Genomic DNA, 3,096 nt, shown 5'->3' with positions numbered 1-3,096 from the left:
TGGTTGCGGGGACAGGATTTGAACCTGTGACCTTCAGGTTATGAGCCTGACGAGCTACCGGGCTGCTCCACCCCGCGGGGGTGAGAGAGGAGCATTGTGGAGAGGCTGCGAAGAGGGGAACGAGCGGGCTTTGTGGACCTGGCGGCGACCTACTCTCCCGTGGCTTGAGCCACAGTACCATTGGCGCTGAGGGGTTTCACGGCCGAGTTCGGGATGGGATCGGGTGCTGGGGCCCTCGCTATGGCCACCAGGTCGACGAAGCCCGCTCGTGTTCGAATGCTGTGCTGCAGGGAGACGGTGTTTTGCAGGGCGATTGCCGCTGCGCGCGGTGGGGATGCTTCGCCTTTCGGCGACGCAGCCCGACTGAGATCAAGCCGATCGAGCGATTAGTACCGGTTAGCTCAACGCATTGCTGCGCTTACACACCCGGCCTATCGACGTGGTCGTCTGCCACGGCTCTGATAGGGAATACTGGTTTTGAGGGGGGCTTCCCGCTTAGATGCTTTCAGCGGTTATCCCGTCCGCACATAGCTACCCGGCGATGCGACTGGCGTCACAACCGGTGCACCAGAGGTGCGTCCATCCCGGTCCTCTCGTACTAGGGACAGCTCCTCGCAATATTCCAACACCCACGGTAGATAGGGACCGAACTGTCTCACGACGTTCTGAACCCAGCTCACGTACCACTTTAAATGGCGAACAGCCATACCCTTGGGACCTGCTCCAGCCCCAGGATGTGATGAGCCGACATCGAGGTGCCAAACACCCCCGTCGATGTGGACTCTTGGGGGGTATCAGCCTGTTATCCCCGGCGTACCTTTTATCCGTTGAGCGATGGCCCTTCCACGCGGGACCACCGGATCACTATGGCCGACTTTCGTCTCTGCTCGAACCGTCGCTCTCGCAGTCAGGCGGGCTTATGCCATTGCACTCGTCGAACGATTTCCGACCGTTCTGAGCCCACCATCGCGCGCCTCCGTTACTCTTTGGGAGGCGACCGCCCCAGTCAAACTACCCACCATGCAGGGTCCCGGCCCCGGATCACGGGGCTCGGTTAGACGTCAAGAACAACAAGGGTGGTATTTCAAGGTTGGCTCCACCCAAGCTGGCGCCTGAGCTTCAAAGCCTCCCACCTATCCTACACATGTCATTCCTAACGCCACTGCAAAGCTATAGTAAAGGTGCACGGGGTCTTTCCGTCTAGCCGCGGGTACTCCGCATCTTCACGGAGAATTCAATTTCGCTGAGTCGACTGTGGAGACAGTGGGGAAGTCGTTACGCCATTCGTGCAGGTCGGAACTTACCCGACAAGGAATTTCGCTACCTTAGGACCGTTATAGTTACGGCCGCCGTTTACCGGGGCTTCAATTCAAGGCTTGCACCTCTCCTCTTAACCTTCCGGCACCGGGCAGGCGTCAGACCCTATACGTCGTCTTGTCGACTTCGCAGAGCCCTGTGTTTTTGTTAAACAGTCGCTACCCCCTGGTCTGTGCCCCCCATACCTGGTTGCCCAGATATGGGGCCCTCTTCTCCCGAAGTTACGAGGGCAATTTGCCGAGTTCCTTCACAATCGTTCTCTCAAGCGCCTTGGTATACTCTACCAGTCCACCTGTGTCGGTTTCGGGTACGGTCTATACGGCAGGGCTATTTCCCGGATGTCCTTCGCTGCACACCCAATCCGATAAGGGCATACAACTTACGGCCATCGTCACCTCTGCCAGGCCCAGGACTATTAACCTGGTTCCCATCGACTACGCCTTTCGGCCTCGCCTTAGGGGCCGGCTCACCCTGCGTGGATTAACCTTGCGCAGGAACCCTTGGACTTTCGGCGACAGTGTTTCTCACACTGTTTGTCGCTACTCATGTCAGCATTCGCACTTCCGATACCTCCAGCGCCTCTCGCGAGACACCTTCGCAGGCCTACGGAACGCTCCGCTACCGCGCTCGATCGCTCGAGCACCCACAGCTTCGGCACGTGGCTTGAGCCCCGTTACATCTTCGGCGCAGGACGGCTTGACCAGTGAGCTATTACGCTTTCTTTAAAGGATGGCTGCTTCTAAGCCAACCTCCTGGTTGTCGACGCTGTCCCACATCCTTTCCCACTTAGCCACGATTTGGGGGCCTTAGCTGGTGGTCTGGGTTGTTTCCCTCTTGACGATGGACGTTAGCACCCACCGTCTGTCTGCCGGACTGTACTCACGGGTATTCGGAGTTTGGTTAGGTTTGGTAGGTCTCGCGACCCCCTAGCCCATCCAGTGCTCTACCCCCCGCGGTAATCATCCGACGCGCTACCTCAATAGCTTTCGCGGAGAACCAGCTATTTCCGAGTTTGATTGGCCTTTCACCCCTAGCCACAGCTCATCCCCGGCCTTTTCAACGGACGTGGGTTCGGTCCTCCAGCGGGTGTTACCCCGCCTTCAACCTGGCCATGGCTAGATCACCCGGTTTCGGGTCTAACGCGTGCAACTCTGACGCCCTGTTCAGACTCGCTTTCGCTGCGCCTACACCTCTCGGCTTAAGCTTGCTGCACACGCTAAGTCGCTGACCCATTATACAAAAGGTACGCCGTCACGGGACAAGCCCGCTCCGACTGCTTGTAGGCATCCGGTTTCAGGTCTCTTTCACTCCCCTCGTCGGGGTGCTTTTCACCTTTCCCTCACGGTACTGGTGCACTATCGGTCACTGAGGAGTACTTAGGCTTGGAGGGTGGTCCCCCCATGTTCAGACAGGATTTCACGTGTCCCGCCCTACTCGTGGATCACACCCGGTTTACCCGTACGGGGCTATCACCCGCTATGGCCCGACTTTCCAGACGGTTCCGGTTATGTAGGTGTGATCACTGGCCTGGTCCGCGTTCGCTCGCCACTACTAACGGAGTCTCGGTTGATGTCCTTTCCTCCGGGTACTGAGATGTTTCAGTTCCCCGGGTTCGCCTCCGCACCCTATGGATTCAGATACGGATACCGCATACGCGGTGGGTTTCCCCATTCGGAGATCTGCGGATCAAAGGGTGCTCGCCCCTCCCCGCAGCTTATCGCAGCGTGCCACGTCCTTCATCGCCTCTCAGTGCCAAGGCATCCACCAGATGCCCTTAGA

At 58.3% G+C, this 3,096-nt stretch carries 1 tRNA gene and 2 rRNA genes (1 of these 3 running past the window's edge); all 3 read right to left on the bottom strand.

Going from position 1 to position 3,096, the window contains the following annotated elements:
• Window positions 1–77 (bottom strand) — tRNA-Met (locus tag ACFW16_RS35770).
• A 59-nt stretch (window positions 78–136) separates the two neighbouring features.
• Window positions 137–252: ribosomal RNA gene (gene rrf, locus ACFW16_RS35765) — 5S ribosomal RNA — on the bottom strand.
• Window positions 253–365: 113 nt separating this feature from the next.
• A 23S ribosomal RNA gene (locus ACFW16_RS35760) occupies window positions 366–3,096 on the bottom strand; it runs 9 nt beyond the window's last position.

The organism is Inquilinus sp. NPDC058860, from assembly GCF_042743185.1.
Classification (GTDB): domain Bacteria; phylum Pseudomonadota; class Alphaproteobacteria; order DSM-16000; family Inquilinaceae; genus Inquilinus.
The sequence above is the reverse complement of the archived record's forward strand: the minus strand, read 5'-3'. Positions and strand labels throughout refer to the sequence as shown.